Here is an 18,593-nt window from a genome sequence, read left to right on the forward strand (position 1 = left end):
GTGGGCAAAATGTGGGCACGAGGGATACATCCCACACGAACCCATTCTACATCACACGCTTAAACATCTTCTCCATCTCATACGTGCTGTGATGAATAATAATCGGCCGGCCGTGCGGGCATGTGAACGGGTCTGTCGTTCGGCGCAGATCGTCCAAGAGCGCTTTGATTTCATCGTTGCGCAAATGGCGGTTCGCTTTGATCGAGCCTTTACAGCTCATCATAATGGCCGCTTCCTCCCGCAGCTTTTTAATGTCGATCCGTTTGGCGTCAAGCACCTGCTGAATGATTTCTTCAATCAATTCAGCTTCTTCTCCTTTTGGAAACCAGGCCGGATGACAGCGGACGATATAGCTGTTCGTGCCGAATGCTTCTAAAAATACCCCGACGCTTTCAAGCTCATGCTGGTGCTGTTCAATAATCAGCGCTTCATTTGCCGCATAATGAAAGGTGAGCGGCACAATCATATCCTGCACTTCAGGCTCAACCTGCCCGACTTTTTCCCGGAAATATTCGTATTTAATCCGCTCTTGAGCCGCATGCTGGTCAATGATATATAACCCGTTTTCGTTTTGGGCTAAAATATAGGTCCCGTGCATTTGGCCGATCGGATACATCACCGGGACCCTTTCTTCCCGTATTTCTTCAGAGACAGCCTCCTCTTCAGGCTCCGGAATATCGGAAACAGGCGCTTCCGGTTCCGGCATGCTGATCTCCGACGGCACGTCATCAGCCGCTTCCTTCGGGAGGAACTCTTCTTCTATTACCGAAGCCGGCTCTTTTACGACCGAACTCAGCTTCATCGGCGAGTACGACGTTTCCGGCATTTTTTCCGGCAGTTTCCGCTCAGGGGCACTTTCCTCGAACGTTATGAATTGCTGTTCGTTTTTGACCGGCGCCGGCGCTGATTTTTTCGGAAGCTGGGCGCTCGGAATAAGCCGCTGCTTTTGAAATACTTCCTTTATCCCGTCGCGGATCAGCTCATGCAGTTCCGTCTCTTTGCTGAGGCGGACTTCAAGCTTCGACGGATGGACATTGACATCGACCAAAATCGGGTCCATCGTAATTTCGATAAACGTAATCGGGTGGCGGCCGATCGGCAGAAGCGTGTGATAGCCCTCATGCACCGCTTTTACAAGCGGGAAATTCTTAATGTATCTACCGTTAATGACAGATGACATGTAGTTTCTGGATGCACGCGTGATTTCCGGCAGCGCAATGTAGCCCTTGACTTCAAAATCAAGCGAGCTGACATGGAGCGGTATCATTTTTTTCGCAACCGCCGTCCCGTAAATCGCGGCCAGCACATGGCGCACGTCTCCGTTGCCGTTTGTCTGCAGAAGATTTTTCCCCTGGTGGCGGAGGCGGATGGATACTTCCGGATGCGCAAGGGCGATCCGGTTGACGACATCCGTAATATTACCGAGTTCCGTATGCACGGTTTTCATATATTTTAATCTGGCGGGTGTATTGAAAAACAGGTTGGTAACGATGATCTCCGTTCCTTTTCTGCTGGAGGATTTCTGTTCAGAAATGATATTCCCGCCTTGAAGAATGAGATGAGTTCCCGCTCCCTCGCCGATGCTCGTTTTGATTTCCAGATGAGAAACAGACGCGATACTTGGCAAAGCTTCTCCGCGGAAACCGAGTGTTCTCACCCGGAACAGGTCGTTTTCATCTTTGATTTTACTGGTCGCGTGGCGGCGGAAAGCCCGTTTGCAATCATCGGTTTCCATACCTTCGCCGTTGTCAAGCACCCGAATCGACGAAAGTCCCGCTTCCTCTATATCGATTTCAATGACTGTGCTGTTTGCGTCGATGGCGTTTTCCACCAATTCTTTAACGACAGATGCAGGCCGTTCCACCACCTCACCGGCCGCTATTTTATTTGAAAGTTCATCTGACAGCTGGATGACTTTTGCCAAGTCCGTCACCTCTTTCTATTTTAATTTTTTTTGCAGCTTGTACATTTCATTCATTGCCTCAAGCGGCGTCATATCAAGAATATTGATTGACTTGAAGGCTTCAAGCACTTGTTTTTCTTTATGAGAAACAGCCGGGGCCTTCTGTTTTTTATCACTGTCAGCAAAAAAGGACAGTTGTGCCGGTTCTTCTTTGACGGCGGGCTTTTTCTCAGGTGCCGCCGGAAGCTCCGGTTTATCTCCTGTCTGCTCAAGCTGTTTTAAGATCTCCTGCGCGCGGCTGATCAGATCATCCGGGAGCTCGGCAAGCTGGGCGACATGAATGCCGTAACTTTTATCTGCGGCTCCTTCTTTAATTTGATGGAGAAACACGACCGTGCCGTTATATTCCTCGGCGCGCACATGAACGTTTTTCAGCTGAGGGAGCTTATCTTCAAGCACCGTCAGTTCATGATAATGCGTGCTGAACAGTGTTTTAGCGCCGATATGATCATGAACATATTCAATAATTGCCTGTGCCAGCGCCATTCCGTCGTACGTTGATGTCCCGCGTCCGATTTCATCGAACAGAATCAGGCTGTCTTTTGTGGCGTTTACAATCGCGTTTTTCGCTTCCAGCATTTCCACCATAAAGGTGCTTTGTCCGGAAATCAAATCATCCGCAGCCCCGATTCTCGTAAAGATTTGATCAAAAATCGGCAGAACCGCTTCTTTTGCGGGCACAAAACAGCCGATCTGGGCCATGATGGACAAGAGTGCGATCTGTCTCATATACGTACTTTTACCTGACATATTCGGACCCGTAATCAGGAGCATTTCCCGTGAATCGCCCATCAGGCAATTGTTCGGCACGTATTCTTGACTGTCCATCACTTTTTCAACGACAGGATGTCTCCCCTCAATGACTTTGACCTCGTTATCAGAAAAGACGGGTTTTGTGTAATGCCTGTTTTCACTGATCGTGGCAAAGCATTGCAGCGCGTCCAGCTCACTCATTTGCTTAGCAAGACGCTGCAGACGCGGAATAAATTTCTTAACTTTTTCCCGCAGTTCGGCAAAAAGCTCATATTCCAGCTCGCAAATGTTGTTTTCCGCTTCTAAAATAAGCGCTTCTTTTTCCTTTAATTCCGGCGTAATGTACCGTTCGGCGTTTGTGAGCGTCTGCTTCCGCTCATACCGCCCGTCCTCAAGCAGATGAAGGTTTGCTTTTGTGACTTCAATATAATAGCCGAACACTTTATTAAAGCCAACTTTTAATGAACGGATGCCCGTATAAGCGCGTTCCTGCTGCTCCAGTCTGGCAATCCAGTCTTTGCCGTTTTTGCTGGCGTCACGGTACTCATCAAGCTTCTGGTGATAGCCGTCTTTTATTAAGTTGCCTTCTTTTAAAGATAACGGCGGGTTTTCATGAAGCGCATCCTCTAACAGATCAAGCAGATCATTGCACGGATCAATCAAGCCGGCGCGTTCTTTTGCTTTTTTATGGTTCAGAGACCCTACAAGCTCTTTAATGCTCGGCACCTGTTTTAATGATTCTTTCAGCTGGATTAAATCCCTTGCATTGACGTTTCCGAATGCGACCCGGCCCGCAAGACGCTCTAAATCATACACTTCTTTAAGGCGCTCGCGCAGATCTTCACGCTCAAACAGATGATTGATCAGCGTCTCCACCATTTCCTGGCGTTCTTCGATTTGGGATGCTCTGATCAGCGGACGGTCAATCCATTGTTTGAGAAGCCGGCCGCCCATTGCTGTCTTCGTTTCGTCCAAAAGCCAAAGCAGCGAGCCTTTTTTACTTTTTGAACGGATCGTTTCCGTCAGTTCAAGATTCCTCTTGGAATACAGGTCAATTTTCATCGCTTCTTCCAATTCATACACTTGAACCGGCTGCAGATGATCCAGACTCCGTTTTTGCGTTTTCTGCAAATACGTATATAAACGCATAAACGTCTTTGTCAGCTCTTCGCCCGGCAAGTGCTTTGCGATTTCGATCTGTTCTGTCATTTCTCCGTCTTCGATGGAGATCGTTGCGCCGCACCGTTCTTTCAGCTGGGCCGCTGTCTTTTCATTAAACTTGCTTGAGACGACAATCTCCTTTGCGCCGACTGAATAAATCTCTGACATGACATCTTCAATCCGCTCAATAAATACGGCCAGATTTTCTCCGGTCGTTAAATCCGATAAAGCAAGGCCGTATCCGTCACGAAATTCGGAAACGGAAGCGATAAAGTTGTTTTCCGACTCATGAATGCCTTTTCCGTCCATCACGGTTCCCGGCGTGATCAGCTGGACGACTTCCCGTTTCACAACGCCTTTAGCCGCCTTCGGATCTTCCGTCTGCTCACAGATCGCGACTTTATAGCCCTTTTTAATCAGCTGTTCAATATAAGCCGCCGCAGAATGATAAGGCACGCCGCACATCGGAATTTTGTCAGCTGAACCTCCGTCTCTGCTCGTCAGTGTAATTTCAAGCTCTTGTGACGCTTTTTTTGCATCTTCAAAAAACATTTCATAAAAGTCACCTAGCCGAAAAAATAAAAAGGCATCCTGGTGCTCTGCCTTTATTTTCAAGTATTGCTGTATCATAGGCGTATAACTAGCCATCATTTAATCCCTCACTATGTATCTTCTGTTTTCCGCATCCCATTATAACATAAACAAAAGAGTGATATCTTTATATATAAAAAAGAGACTTGGGGTGCTGACTCCCCTAGCCTCTGCTTATTCTTCAGGATCTCCGACTAAAAATTCAGGGTTAATGTCCTCTAATTCTTCGTCAAGATCGTCTTCCCAATCATCATCATCGTCTTCTTCCCAGTCTGGATTTACTTCTACGACTACTTTCGTTTCCCCGACCACTTCCGCTAAAAACTCCCGCTCGGCCTGAACGACGATTTTATTTCCGTTAGGAGAAATGGTGACCTCAAGACAATTCGGCTGCTGCAGCACTTTGGCGATGACTTCGTGTTCGTCATCTAAGTAATTAGTATCTCTGTATCTGAGTTTAATCACATCAACATATTTCACTCTCTCGGTTACAACTTCCGTTTTTGTATTATCAGCGTAAGAGTACCAGACGTTTATATCATAATACCCTTCAATTTCTACAGTCTTCCCGATCTTTTCGGCATCATATTTGTGATTGATAATCCAGCCGCCCAATATACTTGACGGTTTTTCATCAGGTGAGATTGTATTTGTGCACTGGGTGAATTTTCTGCCTTTCGCAACTACCGCTTTCGTAATAATTTCCCTGTATTCAGACATTCCGATAGGCCTCCTTGTTCTTCTTCGTGTTATCTTATGCTGGGCATTTGTCTCATGTGCATTTTTATAATAAAAATATAAAAATACAAAGTTTCTGTTTCATTGTATGCAGCCTCGCCCAGAAACTTTACTTTTAAGTCTGATAAAACTTTTTGAGGGAAAATGGGCCGAAACAACAGATAAGATGAATATTTAGTACATATAACAATTAGTTCTTGAAAGGCAAAAAAACACGGGCCGATGATGGCCCCGTGTTTAAAGAGAACAGCTGTTGTTCGAATGTTTTACTTTTGAACCGGTTTCTCCTGTCAGCAGGTTGCCGCCGGTAGACGTAATGATTTCATTTGTCACCTGATTGGAAATGGTATGGGCGACAAGCTGAAGAAGATCATTGACCTCAATCTGGGAATCTCTGAATTCCTGAATGATCGGAATTCCTTCAAGCTCTTCCTGCAGGGCGTCAATTTTACTTTCCACTTGTTTCAAAGCTTCAAGCTTTTCATAATGCTTCAGGTTAACGGCTTGCTTTTGCAGAGCTTTAATCTGATTGATAATCGCAGAGACTTTTTCATTTTCATTAATCTGCGCCTCGGCGCGTTTGAAAAAATCAACTTCTTCTGTTTCAGAAATCATTTTCGCAAGGTTTCTTGCCTGCTGGACAATGTCTTTCTTAGAGTAAAGCGTCATTATTATTTCACCTCGATTGCTTCTCCTGCCATCACACCGTCAAGCGACCATGTTTTCGCCTGTTCGATTTTGACGCGTACAATCTTGCCGATGGCGTCTTTCGGCCCTTTGAAGTTGACGAGCTTGCTTTTTTCCGTATAGCCGGCAAGAATGTCAGGGTTATTTTTGCTTTCTCCCTCAACTAATACTTCGACAGTCCTGCCTTCATATTCCTTCATTTTTTTGGCTGAAATTTCTTTCACCAAATCATTGAGGCGCTGAAGACGTTCTTTTTTGACCCTCATCGGAACGTTGTCTTTCATCTTCGCTGCAGGTGTGCCTTCACGAGGAGAGTAGATAAACGTATATGCGCTGTCAAATTCCACTTCGCGATATAACGAAAGTGTTTCTTCAAACTGTTCATCCGTTTCATTCGGGAAACCGACAATGATATCGGTAGTGAGTGAAGCGTTCGGCATCGCCGCTTTAATTTTTCCGACAAGCTCCAAATAGCGTTCTCTGTCATATTTGCGCGCCATCATTTTTAACATCGCCGAGCTTCCTGATTGAACCGGAAGATGGATATGGTCAAGCAGGTTGCCGCCTTTGGCGAGCACTTCGATCAGATGGTCATCAAAGTCACGCGGGTGGCTCGTCGTAAACCGGATTCTCGGAATATCAATTTTACGCAGTTCGTCCATTAAATCACCGAGTCCGTACGTCATGTCCTCAAAATCTTTTCCGTACGCATTAACGTTTTGACCGAGCAGCGTGATTTCTTTATAGCCTTCGCTTGCAAGTCTTCTGACTTCCTGGATTATTTCTTCAGGACGGCGGCTCCGCTCTTTTCCGCGGGTATACGGCACGATGCAGTATGTGCAGAACTTATCACAGCCATACATAATGTTGACCCAGCCTTTAATTTTTCCGTTGCGGACCTTCGGAAGGTTTTCAATGACATCCCCTTCCTTCGACCACACTTCAATAACCATTTCTTTTGATAAGTAGGCTTCTGATAACAGTTCCGGCAGGCGGTGAATGTTGTGCGTGCCGAAAATCATATCGACAAACGGGTGCTTTTTAAGGATGCGGTTTACGACTGATTCTTCCTGTGACATACAGCCGCATACACCCAGAATCAGATCCGGGTTATTTTTTTTGAGCGCTTTTAAATGGCCGAGCTCACCGAACACTTTGTTTTCAGCGTTTTCCCGGATGGCGCAGGTGTTTAATAAAATGACATTCGCATCATCGACCGAATTTGTCGCTTCATAACCGAGCGCCATAAAAATACCCGCCATGACTTCCGTATCATGTTCGTTCATTTGGCATCCGTACGTGCGGATATAAAACTTCCTGCCTTCTCCGAGACCTTTAAATTCTTCTGAGATTTTAAAATCGTTATGATATTGAACGGATTCTTTGCCCCGTTTTTTCGCATCTTTTAAAGAAGGCGGAATATATACGGCTTCAAAATACTTACTGTAATCCTTTTCGGATTTTTTGTCCGCTGGATTTACTTGTCCGCTTTCCTGCTTTTGCTTTTCATTCATGTTCGAATGTCTCCTTTCAACCGAAACTTCCACCCTCAAGTATACTGGTTAAAAGCGTTTGGCACAACCGCCAGCCTATTATTGTACACCTTATTGAGAATAAGAATCAATAAGAAATAAAAAGAGGGAATCATCTCCCTCTTATACAAGCTGAAGCTCTTTTGCCGCTGAACGGATCACTTCAAGCGCCCGGTCAAGCTCCTCTTTTGTATGCTCCGCCGTAATAATGGTGCGGATTCTCGCTTTTCCCTGAGCGACCGTCGGATATACGATGCTTTGTGCAAAGACGCCGCGGGTCAATAAAAGGTCTGATAATGCCTGGGCTTTTTCTTCCTCACCTATTAATATCGGCACGATCGGTGTTTCGCTTTTTGTAAGGGTCAGCCCCATTTGAACCAGTTTGTCTTTGAAATACGCCGTGTTCTCCCATAGCTTTTCCATATGCTCCGGCTCTTCCAGCAGGACGTCAATGGCTTCTATGCATGCGGCCGTTACCGCAGGCGGATGAGAAGTGCTGAATAAGAAAGGACGGCCTTTATGGCGCAGATAATCGATCAGAACCTGCGACCCTGCGGCATATCCGCCAAGAACTCCGATGGCTTTGCTTAATGTGCCTACCTGAATGTGGACTCTTCCGTCAAGCCCAAAATGATTAACCGTTCCCCTTCCGTTTTTTCCGAGCACGCCGGAAGCATGCGCATCGTCAACCATGACAAAAGCATCGTACGCCTCTGCAAGTTTGACAATGTCAGGCAATGGAGCGATGTTGCCGTCCATTGAGAATACGCCGTCCGTGACGATGAGGCGCATGCGGTAATTCATTGATTTTTTCAGCACCCTTTCCAAATCGCCCATATCGACATGGCGGTACACCTTTTTATCTGCTTTCGTCAGCCTGATCCCGTCGATAATGGAAGCGTGGTTCAATTCGTCAGATATCACGATATCCTCTTTTGTAAGAATGCTTGATAAAACGCCTTGATTCGTTGTAAATCCTGATTGAAAAACAAGTGCCGCTTCTGTTTTTTTAAAGTTTGCCAGTTTCTTCTCCAGCTCATTGTGCATCGTAAATGTTCCCGCGATTGTCCGGACGGACCCCGTACCCGCTCCGAATTCCTCCGCAGCGCGTTTGGCCGCTTCGACAAGCCTTGGGTGCGACGTCAGACCGAGATAATTGTTCGATGAAAGCTGAATAACGTTCTCCCCTTTGACTGCCACCGACGGCCCCTGCTTCGTTTCAATTTGTTTCATTTGCTGCCATGTGTTATTTTCTTTCATTTTATCAAGCTCTGCTTTTAGATATTCAAATTCTTTCATGATAGAACCCTCCCTTTATGGAATCAAAATGACTTTGCCGCACCGGCCCTTTCTCATCAGGTCAAACCCTTTTTCAAATTCTTCAAGCGGAAACTGATGGGTAATCACCGGAGTCAGATCAACAAGGCCGGATTCAAGCAGATGCGATACCTGACGCCATGTTTCAAACATTTTTCTGCCGGTGATGCCCTGAACGGTCAGCCCTTTAAACACCACGTCATTTGTCAGGTCAATCGTCACCGGGTGTTCCGGCAGACTCAGCATATGAAATCTTCCTCCGTTGGCCGCCATCTTTAATCCTTGTATTATTGCTGCAGGGTGCCCTGACATTTCGCAGACAAGGTCTATTCCTTCTCCGCCCGTTAAGGCATCAATGACCTTAAGCGGGTCTTCCTTGTCAGCTGAAATCGTGATTTCGGCTCCCAATTTTTTTGCAAGAGCCAGTCTGTAATCATTTTTATCAATTGCTGCAATGCGGGACGCGCCGGCCGCTTTAGCCACAGCCACCGCCATGAGTCCGATCGGCCCGCAGCCGATAATTGCAGCGGTGCCGCCCGCCAGATGGCCGCTTTCCAGCACCGTGTGCACCGCGTTGCCAAGCGGCTCTTGAACTGAGGCGACGGCAGGATCCATGTCAGCAGGGTTTTTCCAAATGTTTTGAGCCGGCACTTTGACATATTCAGCGAAGGATCCGGCTGTATCCACGCCAAGGATCTTTGTATGAGTGCACACATGATGTTTTCCTGTTAAACAGGGGACACAAGTTCCGCAGACGAAGTGGGTTTCCGCCGATACATAGTCACCTGTTTTGACATTTGTGACGTGCTTGCCTGTTTCTGCTACGATACCGCTGAATTCATGTCCGAATACTTGAGGTGTTTTGATTCGTTCCTGCGCCCATTGATCCCAATTATAAATATGCACATCTGTACCGCATATAGATGCGGCCTGTACTTTAATGAGAACTTCATTCTCATTAATGGAAGGTATGGAAATTTCTTTCAAAGTTGCTCCGAAAGCGTTTTCATTTTTGACGACAGCTTTCATCTTTCCTTCCAACATGTACACTCCCCCTCAAAAAAACACTGTAATAACTGGATTGTAACATGGCTTAAGAAGGAGGTAAACAGCAGTGTCTATTCAGTAAATACAATTGCTTCCGTCCGGAAAAATGGGCGGGATTTTTTTTGAATATTATATGAATAAAGCCATTTATCATCTCTTCGTACTATCAATATAATATTGTGAGAAAATATGACAGCAATAAAAACAACCTGCTCGCCTTATGCAAGCAGGTTGAGAATGAACAGGTTTTGGTTTAACGGGGTTCGACGATTAACTTAATCGCCGTTCTTTCTTCTCCGTCAATCTGTATATCTGTAAAAGCCGGAATACAAATCAAATCTACGCCGCTTGGCGCGACAAAGCCTCTGGCAATCGCAACCGCTTTAACAGCCTGATTTAAGGCACCCGCCCCAATTGCTTGAATTTCGGCAGCTCCGCGTTCCCTTAATACGCCGGCAAGCGCGCCTGCCACTGAATTTGGACTTGATTTCGCTGAAACTTTTAAGATTTCCATTTCTGCTCCCCCTTAGTTTTACAATGGATAAGTGAGTGTTCATTAGAACAATCATTATTAGATGTTGCTATCCAAAAAGCCATCCCCCACAATGCTTTTCAAAAATAGCGGGCTACCTTCCATTTCTACTATATTCACTAAGAAGTTGCTATATTCCTGCTTTTCCTTTTAATATTTTTATAAAATAAACACATGATCACCTATTCAAAGAACATATGGTCATCGTTGATTAAAATCCGTTCGATATTTACGGCTTTTTTCGTTTGCTCATCGATGTCGATGAGCACTCCGCTCAGCGTTGTTTTCCCTTCCGCAACGGTAAACCGGACAGGAAGATTGGTTTTAAACCGCTTGATGACCGTTTCTCTGTCCATACCGAGGATTCCGTCGTACGGACCCGTCATACCTACATCAGTAATATATGCCGTTCCTTTCGGCAAAATGCGGTTATCTGCCGTTTGTACGTGTGTATGTGTGCCAACCACGGCAGAGGCTCTTCCGTCTGTGTACCAGCCGATCGCAATTTTTTCGCTTGTCGCTTCGGCGTGAAAATCAATAAAAATGTACGGCGTGCGCTTTTTCGCTTCTTCTATTAACTCATCCGCTTTAGCAAACGGATCATCAAGCGGCGGTAGAAACGTCCGCCCCTGTAAATTAATGACGGCAAGCTCTTTTCCGTTCGATTTAATATAGGTAATGCCTTTGCCCGGCGTACCTTCCGGGAAGTTCGCCGGCCGGACAAGATGCGGCACATCATCAATAAAGTCGAAGATCTCTCTTTTATCCCACGTATGGTTTCCCATTGTAATGGCATCGGCTCCGGCTTCCATCAGGCTATGGTAGATCTTTTCCGTCAGTCCTTTTCCGTGTGCTGCATTTTCTCCGTTTATAATCGTAAAATGCGGTTTATGTTTCGCTTTCAGTTTCGGGACATATTCTTTTACCATGTCGCGGCCCGGGGAACCGACAACATCCCCGATAAATAAAATTCTCATACATTCCATTCCTTTCTTTTCTGGGGCTCAAAAAAATAAAGTGATGCGCTAAGCATCACTTTATTTTGCATACTCTACGGCTCGAGTTTCTCTGATCACGGTCACTTTAATGTGGCCCGGATAATCAAGCTCGTCCTCAATTCGTTTACGGATATCACGCGCCAAACGATGGGCTTCTAAATCATTAATGGAGTCCGGTTTCACCATGATGCGAACTTCACGGCCTGCCTGAATCGCAAATGATTTTTCAACACCTTCGTAAGACTCGGAGATTTCTTCAAGCTTTTCAAGTCTGCGGATATAGTTTTCGAGCGTTTCACTTCTCGCACCCGGTCTTGCGGCTGACAGTGCATCAGCGGCAGCGACCAGAACGGCGATAATGGAAGTCGGCTCTTCGTCTCCGTGGTGTGACGCAATACTGTTAATGACGACTGGATGCTCTTTATATTTGGTCGCAAGCTCCACTCCGATTTCCACGTGGCTTCCTTCCACTTCATGGTCAATTGCTTTTCCGATGTCATGCAGAAGACCGGCCCGCTTGGCAAGCTTTGCATCTTCTCCAAGTTCGGAAGCCATTAAACCGGCTAAAAACGCCACTTCCATGGAATGTTTCAGTACGTTCTGCCCGTAGCTTGTACGGAATTTCAATCGGCCGAGAATCTTGATCAGGTCCGGATGAAGTCCGTGAACGCCGACTTCAAACGTCGTCTGTTCACCCATTTCCCGGATATAGTCATCAACCTCGCGGCGGGATTTTTCAACCATTTCTTCAATGCGCGCCGGGTGAATACGGCCATCCTGCACGAGTTTATCAAGAGCGATTCTTGCCGTCTCCCGTCTGATCGGATCAAATCCGGAAAGAATGACTGCTTCAGGGGTGTCATCAATAATCAGGTCGATACCTGTAAGCGTTTCAAGCGTACGGATGTTACGCCCTTCACGGCCGATGATACGTCCTTTCATCTCATCATTCGGAAGATTGACGACCGATACCGTCGTTTCGGCAACATGATCTGCTGCACAGCGCTGCAAAGCAAGCGACAGAATGTTTTTCGCCTTTTTGTCCGCCTCTTCTTTCGCACGGTTTTCGGTTTCTTTTGTCATGATGGCGATATCATGTGAAAGCTCATTTTCAACCCGGTCAAGAATGATTTGTTTCGCTTCATCCCGTGTCAGGCTCGAAATGCGTTCGAGTTCTGACTGCTGCATACGAATCATCTCATCCACTTTGCTTTCCATCTCTTCAATATGTTGTTGTCGTTCATTCAGAGAATGATCTTTCTTCTCCAACATCGCTTCCCGTTTATCAATTCCTTCATGTTTACGGTCAAGATTTTCTTCTTTTTGAAGTAAACGGTTTTCTTGTTTTTGAAGCTCATTTCGTCTTTCACGAACTTCCTGTTCAGCATCTATTCGAAGTGTATGGATTTCGTCCTTTGCTTCAAGCAGAGCTTCTTTTTTCAGTGCTTCAGCATCACGCTTTGCATCTTCAAGGATTTGCTCGGCAGCACCGCGTGCGCCCGCAATCTTTGCTTCGGCAATGGTTTTACGAACATAGTAGCCAACAACTAAACCGAGCAGAGTCAGCAAAATGGAGATGAGAACCGTCATTAGGGTCATACTTTCACCTCCTCTTGCTATGAACTTGGTTGTTGCTTAAATAAGTGCCGGCATGTACATTGTCAGATTTTCTCAACATACAGAACCTTCACAGGGAATGAATCTCTCATGCCCTTGTCAAGTTTAAATGGTTTAACAATCATGTTAAAAAAACAAATGTTACAACTTCATTGTAATTGTGTCGGAAATACTTGTCAAGCTTGCCAGCTTAACGATTGGCCTTCGGCTCAGAATCTTCGCCATGTATATATCATACCACACCTTCACCTGCTTTTCGCAAATGACGGCTCGTCTAGTCCGGCTGGTTAAGCAATTGGTAAATTCTATTGTTTACCTGCCCTAATTTGGCGTTATTCTGAATATTTGACAGTAAAATGACATATTTGCCTGCCGAATGGCTGAAGCTGTTCAAAATGTTGTAACCGGGCATTACACCGTGATTGGAATAGCTTCCCGGATCAATGTAAAATCCCATGCCGTAAGCGGCACTGCTTCCGGCTGTGAACATTTTTGTAAAGCTTTGTTTTGAAAGAAGCGTACCGTTGACGACCGCTTTATCAAATTTATAAAGATCTTCAGCACTCATATACATGTCGCCCGCCCCATACAGCTGCGATAAGTCCAAAATGTGAGGCGTTACAAGCTGTCCGCTCTCATCAACTTTGTAGCCGACGGCAGGATATTTGGCTTCAGCAAATGTTTTGTAAAATCCGGCATGTTTCATTCCGGCCGGTTTGAATACGTGGTCTTTTATATATTGTTCGTATGACTCCCCGCTGACCTGAGATACGATATAGGCGAGCACTGAATAATTGGAATCTCTATAATCCCAAACCCCAGGCTGCCGTTTAATTCCGCGGTATTCTATATCCTTAATTAAATCAATGGGAGAAATCGGTCCCTGACCCTCAATATGTCCGTTTATGCCGGACGTATGATTGAGCAGGTTTTTCAGTTTGATGCGCGTGCCGTTAGGAAAATTCGGCAAGTATGTACTGACGGGGTCACTTGTCTGAAGCAGCCCTTTTTCTTCAAGCTGCAGTACAGCCGTTGCGATTAACGCCTTTTGTGAAGAACCGATATAATATGATGTTTCCGGATTGTTTTTGATTTTTTGTTTTCGGTCCGCATAGCCAAAACCTTTTTTCAGCACAACTTTTCCGTCTTTTACGACCATTGCTGTGCCGCTGAACCCGATCTGTTGCAAGTAATTACTGATTCGTTTATTGTGATCGATTGATTTAGGTGTTTTCTCTTTTTGCGTCTTTTCTTTTTTTTGTTGAGTCTGGTCATTTGAAGAATCAGATTGAGCGGCGGGAGCACTTTTAACAGAATCCTTCTCCCGGTGATGCGCTGTGACGGTCCAGATCATAATAAAAACAGTGACAAGCAGCAGAAAAAGAAACAGCCCTCCCGTTTTCATCAATTTCTTCTTTCTTTTTTTGTTAATTCTTGTGCGGCGGGGGCTCGTCATCTTTTTTCCTCCTCAGATATAATTTCAACTTTCGCCATGATGTTAGACGAGTGAAGGGTGAAAAAAGTTGTAACATTTCAGATAAAATTTTCCGAAACAGCCAGTGTTTTTTTTAACACACAAAAAAAGAGCGGAAATTGCTTATTCCGCCCTTTTAATCGTGCTTTTATTCTTCAAATTCAAGCTCTTCCTGAGTTTCTTCCGATTTTTCCGTAACACCGTTATTGTCCAAACCGTAATGTTCACGGATTTGTTCTTGAATCATCAGCATGATGTCTTTATTTTCTTTTAAGAACTGCTTGGCATTTTCACGGCCCTGTCCGAGGCGTTCTTCTTCATATGAATACCACGAGCCACTTTTTTGCACGATATCAAGTTCAGTTCCAAGGTCGATGATTTCCCCTTCTTTGGAGATTCCTTCACCGTACATGATGTCCACTTCAGCCGTACGGAACGGAGGAGCGACTTTGTTTTTTACGACTTTAATTCTCGTTTTATTCCCCATCACGTCGTTGCCCTGCTTTAATTGCTCAGCACGGCGCACTTCAAGACGCACGGAAGAATAGAATTTCAGCGCGCGTCCGCCCGGTGTCGTCTCCGGATTTCCGAACATAACGCCGACTTTTTCACGAATCTGGTTAATAAAGATTGCGATTGTTTTAGATTTATTGATGGCCCCGGAAAGCTTACGGAGCGCCTGAGACATGAGACGCGCCTGTAAACCGACGTGTGAGTCACCCATGTCACCTTCAATTTCAGCTTTTGGAACAAGCGCCGCAACAGAGTCAATGACTACGATATCAACAGCTCCGCTTCGCACCAGCGCTTCAGCAATCTCCAGCGCCTGCTCTCCCGTATCCGGCTGAGACAGAAGCAGCTCTTCGATATTGACACCGAGCTTTTGCGCATAAACAGGATCAAGGGCATGCTCAGCATCAATAAATGCTGCCTGTCCGCCTTTTTCCTGAACCTCAGCGATTGCGTGAAGCGCTACGGTCGTTTTACCTGAGCTTTCAGGTCCGTACACTTCAATAATCCGTCCGCGCGGGTATCCGCCTATTCCGAGAGCGGTATCAAGTGCAAGGGAGCCGCTCGGCACCGTTGAAATTCTTGTATCCGTTTTTTCCCCGAGCTTCATGATGGAACCTTTGCCGAATTGTTTTTCTATTTGCTTAAGAGCCATATCTAAGGCTGCCTGACGATCACTCATTTATTTTTTTCCTCCTTTATCTTGCCACTACATATACTATACCTTGTTTACTGACATTTGCCAAGAAAAAAGCGAACGCATATTCGGATTTTTTCCGCGTTCGCTTTTCTTCAAAAGAACATAATTCCCTTCGTAAAAATTAAAAATCAGAGAAAACGCCCTTTTAAAACTTTATTTTTGATCCAGCATTTTTAAAATGAGATGGCAGCCGTATTTAGCGGCACGCTTTCTGATGCCGGTTCTTGATCCGGCAAAGTTAAATTCATGCACCTCTTCTTTTCCTTCCGCGGAAATGCCGATAAAGACGCGGCCCGGGGCATGCCCTTCCTGCGGATCCGGACCCGCAACTCCTGTAAAGCTGATACCGATATCGCTTCCGGTCAGCTTTCTGACACCGGCGGCAAGCTCGCGCGCGCACTCTTTGCTGACCGCTCCGCTATCTGCGAGCGTCTCGGCTTTCACACCGAGCACATGCTGTTTCACGCTGTCGGAATAGCAGACCACGCCCCCTGCAAAAAGTTGAGACGCGCCGCTTAAATCAGTCACCCACTCTGAAAACAGTCCGCCTGTAAAGCTTTCGGCAGAGGAGATCGTGATTCCGTTCTGTCTGCATGCTTTTGAAAGCTCCTTCACCAGGGACGTATCATCATATCCGTAGAAAAATTCACCGACACGTTCTAAAATGGCGGCTTCCGTTTCTTTTAAAAGCCGTTCTGTTTCTTTTTCATCGGCATGTTTCGCCGTTAAACGAAGCGTGACCTCGCCGTCAGCAGCAAGCGGCGCAATCGTCGGATTCGTCTGCGCGTCAATGATATCTTCTAAATCAGCTTCAAGCTGAGATTCACCGATTCCGAAAAACCGCAGCACGGTTGAAACGATTTTCTCATTTGAACCGAGCTTTTTAAGAAGCAGCGGCTTCGCTTCATTTTCAAACATCGGACGCAGCTCGCTCGGCGGTCCGGGAAGCAGCATATAAAGCCTTGATCCGTGCTCTGCAAGCATTCCCGGCGCCATGCCGAAATGATTCGCCAAAACGTCCGAGCCCTCAATAACGAGCGCCTGTTTGCGGTTATTCGGCGACATGGTCCGTTTTGTTTTCGCGAAATACTCTTCAATCGACCGGAACGCTTCGTCATTCAAAACGAGCGGGCGTCCCAACGTGTTTGCAATGGTTTCTTTTGTTAAATCGTCCTTGGTCGGTCCGAGGCCGCCTGAAAAAATAATCAGGTCCGAGCGCTCTTCGGCAATGCGGATGACTTGCTTAAGCCGCTCCGGATTGTCACCGACAGCGGTGTGGTAAAACACGTTTACGCCGATTTCCGCCAGCTCTTTACTGATAAACTGAGCGTTCGTATTGGCGATCTGGCCGAGCAGAAGCTCTGAGCCGACTGCAATGATTTCCGCTTTTTTTGCTAATTCCATGTTTCAAGTCCTTCTTTCTTAGTTAGATGTTTTTAACGCATCCCAGTTCTTCGCAAAATAATCCCAGCCGGAAATGACTGTGAAGAGCACAGCCACCCATAAAGCGATATCGCCGAACGGGAAAGAAACGAGCTCAAACGGGAGATTATGAAGTAAAAGCGCTGCAACAGCGATGATCTGAGCCCATGTTTTAATTTTCCCCAGCATATTGGCGGCTACGACTTCCCCCGTTCCCGCCAGCACAAGTCTTAGTCCCGTTACGGCAAATTCGCGGCTGATGATGACGATGACCATCCACGCCGGCGCAAGGTCAAACTGTACAAGCGTAATTAATGCCGCAGACACAAGCAGCTTGTCAGCCAGCGGATCTAAAAATTTCCCGAAGTTTGTCACGAGGTTCAGCTTTCTGGCATAGTAGCCATCCACCCAGTCAGTCGTTGATGCGATAATGAATAAAACAGCTCCCGTAAGATGTGCGACCGGAATCGATTCATCCCCTATATGAAGGCTGCCCCACTGAAAAGGAACAAGCATGATAATCATAAATACAGGAATTAAAGCGATTCTTGCCAGTGTGATTTTATTCGGTAAGTTAAACATAAAGCCCCTCCAATAATATGTACTCGGACGTGAAGAAAAAGTCATCTTAATCGTTCAGATGACTTTTTCCCCTTTTATTTTTTCATCTTGATTGTTATGGTCTGCGCCATCACATCATGCGGATTGAGTTCATAGGACAGAACCTCTCCGTTGATTTTAATTTTCAGGTTAGGGGCATAGCCCGTGCGTATTTCAATCTGCTTTTGATCTGTGATGTCTTTTTTGTAGGTTTCGCCTTTTTGCAGCGTTCCTTCTTTTAATGAACCGCCGCTGTCATCACGGACGCGGATCCAAGCGTTGTCGGAAGCAATCAGTTCAAGCTTGTACTTATCAGCTCCGGAAACATTGTATGAAGAAGCGGAGCCTTCTGTTCCGGCCGCTTTGATCTCTGTCTTTTCACTGCTCTTTTCTTTCTTTTTCTGCTCTGGCGCTTTTTTGTCTTTTTTGCTGTCAGTCTGCGCTCCGTCATTTGTATTGCCGTCGTTTTTCAGCGCAGAATCCTTAGGAATCTCATACTTGCTCTCACTTTGGGTGACGGCCTTATTGCTGTCAGTCTGCCCGGACTTGCTAATTCCAAACTGAATAATCGCATACACGATCGCAATGACGATAATCACACCGATGACAATAAGAACGGTCGGAAGCCATTCCGCCGCCTTTGAGGACTTAGGCAGCTCCCTTTGCATGGCGAGACCGGAGATTTTCTCCGACACATCGTCATGATACGTGTTCGGGATGTCTTTTTTATATTCTTCAAATAATTGGTCTGAATCAAGCCCGACAGCTTCTGCGTATTGCTTGATAAACGCCCGCACATAAAAATTGCCGGGAATGACGTCATAGGAGCCTTCTTCCAGAGCGGTTAAGTATCTTTTCTGAATTTTCGTCGCTGCCTGGAGTTCATCCAATGACATCCCTTTTTCCTCTCTGGCTTCTTTAAGCCGGATTGCTAATTCTGTCACAACAAAC

15 protein-coding genes are annotated in these 18,593 nt (G+C 45.9%); all 15 read right to left on the minus strand.

Annotation, left to right across the window (positions count from 1 at the left end; genetic code table 11):
* Nucleotides 1-46: 46 nt before the first annotated feature.
* Nucleotides 47-1,924 carry a DNA mismatch repair endonuclease MutL gene (gene mutL, locus Y79_RS0101170; protein WP_016936054.1) on the minus strand — a complete coding sequence of 626 codons (1,878 nt, stop codon included), beginning with the start codon at nucleotides 1,922-1,924 and terminating at the stop codon, nucleotides 47-49.
* A gap of 15 nt (nucleotides 1,925-1,939) precedes the next feature.
* Nucleotides 1,940-4,525 carry a DNA mismatch repair protein MutS gene (gene mutS / locus Y79_RS0101175; RefSeq protein ID WP_016936055.1) on the minus strand — a complete coding sequence of 862 codons (2,586 nt, stop codon included), beginning with the start codon at nucleotides 4,523-4,525 and terminating at the stop codon, nucleotides 1,940-1,942.
* Nucleotides 4,526-4,642: 117 nt separating this feature from the next.
* Nucleotides 4,643-5,188 (minus strand): outer spore coat protein CotE, encoded by a 546-nt coding sequence (gene cotE / locus Y79_RS0101180; protein WP_016936056.1) that lies wholly within the window; start codon nucleotides 5,186-5,188, stop codon nucleotides 4,643-4,645.
* A gap of 255 nt (nucleotides 5,189-5,443) precedes the next feature.
* Nucleotides 5,444-5,875, minus strand: coding sequence for a regulatory iron-sulfur-containing complex subunit RicA (gene ricA, locus Y79_RS0101185; RefSeq protein ID WP_016936057.1), 432 nt, complete (start codon nucleotides 5,873-5,875; stop codon nucleotides 5,444-5,446).
* A 2-nt stretch (nucleotides 5,876-5,877) separates the two neighbouring features.
* Nucleotides 5,878-7,407, minus strand: coding sequence for a tRNA (N6-isopentenyl adenosine(37)-C2)-methylthiotransferase MiaB (gene miaB, locus Y79_RS0101190; protein WP_003154116.1), 1,530 nt, complete (start codon nucleotides 7,405-7,407; stop codon nucleotides 5,878-5,880).
* 141 nt (nucleotides 7,408-7,548) lie between these two features.
* Entirely contained in the window at nucleotides 7,549-8,727 is a 1,179-nt protein-coding gene (locus Y79_RS0101195) for a glycine C-acetyltransferase (protein ID WP_095240705.1), read from the minus strand.
* Nucleotides 8,728-8,739: 12 nt separating this feature from the next.
* Nucleotides 8,740-9,786 carry an L-threonine 3-dehydrogenase gene (tdh, locus tag Y79_RS0101200; protein WP_016936059.1) on the minus strand — a complete coding sequence of 349 codons (1,047 nt, stop codon included), beginning with the start codon at nucleotides 9,784-9,786 and terminating at the stop codon, nucleotides 8,740-8,742.
* A gap of 256 nt (nucleotides 9,787-10,042) precedes the next feature.
* The gene (gene spoVS / locus Y79_RS0101210; protein WP_003154135.1) at nucleotides 10,043-10,303 is read right to left on the minus strand and encodes a stage V sporulation protein SpoVS; all 261 of its coding nucleotides are present in this window, start codon (nucleotides 10,301-10,303) and stop codon (nucleotides 10,043-10,045) included.
* Nucleotides 10,304-10,503: 200 nt separating this feature from the next.
* Nucleotides 10,504-11,298, minus strand: a complete 795-nt coding sequence (locus Y79_RS0101215; RefSeq protein WP_016936060.1) for a TIGR00282 family metallophosphoesterase — start codon at nucleotides 11,296-11,298, stop codon at nucleotides 10,504-10,506.
* A gap of 60 nt (nucleotides 11,299-11,358) precedes the next feature.
* Nucleotides 11,359-12,918 carry a ribonuclease Y gene (gene rny, locus Y79_RS0101220; protein WP_016936061.1) on the minus strand — a complete coding sequence of 520 codons (1,560 nt, stop codon included), beginning with the start codon at nucleotides 12,916-12,918 and terminating at the stop codon, nucleotides 11,359-11,361.
* A 292-nt stretch (nucleotides 12,919-13,210) separates the two neighbouring features.
* On the minus strand, nucleotides 13,211-14,392 hold the full coding sequence (locus Y79_RS0101225; RefSeq protein WP_016936062.1) for a serine hydrolase domain-containing protein: 1,182 nt from the start codon (nucleotides 14,390-14,392) through the stop codon (nucleotides 13,211-13,213).
* A 166-nt stretch (nucleotides 14,393-14,558) separates the two neighbouring features.
* Complete coding sequence (recA, locus tag Y79_RS0101230) at nucleotides 14,559-15,602, minus strand: recombinase RecA (RefSeq protein WP_016936063.1); 1,044 nt, start codon at nucleotides 15,600-15,602, stop codon at nucleotides 14,559-14,561.
* A 171-nt stretch (nucleotides 15,603-15,773) separates the two neighbouring features.
* Nucleotides 15,774-17,024 (minus strand): competence/damage-inducible protein A, encoded by a 1,251-nt coding sequence (locus Y79_RS0101235; RefSeq protein ID WP_016936064.1) that lies wholly within the window; start codon nucleotides 17,022-17,024, stop codon nucleotides 15,774-15,776.
* A gap of 18 nt (nucleotides 17,025-17,042) precedes the next feature.
* Nucleotides 17,043-17,624 carry a CDP-diacylglycerol--glycerol-3-phosphate 3-phosphatidyltransferase gene (gene pgsA / locus Y79_RS0101240; RefSeq protein ID WP_016936065.1) on the minus strand — a complete coding sequence of 194 codons (582 nt, stop codon included), beginning with the start codon at nucleotides 17,622-17,624 and terminating at the stop codon, nucleotides 17,043-17,045.
* A gap of 74 nt (nucleotides 17,625-17,698) precedes the next feature.
* Complete coding sequence (locus tag Y79_RS0101245) at nucleotides 17,699-18,586, minus strand: helix-turn-helix domain-containing protein (protein ID WP_016936066.1); 888 nt, start codon at nucleotides 18,584-18,586, stop codon at nucleotides 17,699-17,701.
* Nucleotides 18,587-18,593 lie beyond the last annotated feature (7 nt).

This window comes from Bacillus siamensis KCTC 13613, assembly GCF_000262045.1.
GTDB classification, from domain to species: Bacteria; Bacillota; Bacilli; order Bacillales; family Bacillaceae; genus Bacillus; species Bacillus siamensis.